This window comes from Ruegeria sp. BI11 (genome assembly GCF_056538005.1).
Window position 1 is genome coordinate 1 of sequence record NZ_JBQFSM010000072.1, and the last position, 607, is coordinate 607.

Annotated in this window: 1 protein-coding gene; it reads left to right on the forward strand. The window is 52.6% G+C overall.

Annotation, left to right across the window (positions count from 1 at the left end; translation table 11 throughout):
• The coding region (locus ACR0DT_RS25135; RefSeq protein WP_480713357.1) for a hypothetical protein at positions 1 to 607 on the forward strand (607 nt) is incomplete at both ends.

Below are 607 nucleotides of genomic sequence, written 5' to 3' on the forward strand. Positions count from 1 at the left end.
TGGTGATGGTTTACTATCGGTTACAGCCAACGATGTAACCGGCGGTAATACTGGTGTGTATGCGCGCCATTTTGGGGATGGTGCGGTTGTGATCGCAACTAATGACGTGGCTGGTGCAAACGGTAGTGGCATTGTTGTCGACAAGGGAGGTCTTGGGGCTGTAACGATTACATCCCGCGATGTGGCTGGCGGCAATTATGCTGCTCTGATTGCTGTCATTGACGATACCGAAAGCACCGATGATATCAGGGTCACGAGCCGGAACGTATCCAGTACAAACGCTACCGGAGTTTATTCCGTGCACACTGGTTCGGGGGCGATTTCCATTACCGCAAATGACGTGACCGCTGGTTCTTTGAATGCTGTAAGTGCCAGGCATGAAGGCGATGGTGTGCTTTCGATTACAACGACTGGGACCGTTAGGGGCCAACATCAGGGTTTTGGAGTTTCTCACTACGGTTCCAACGCAATTACTATCAATGCCCAGGATGTAACAGGTGTCGACGAAGAGGGTGTTTTAGCCCGTCACTTTGGTGACGGCGCAGTTTCGGTCACGACGGCTGGAGCTGTGACGGGTGGTACTGACGGGATTAAGGTTGCCATCCTC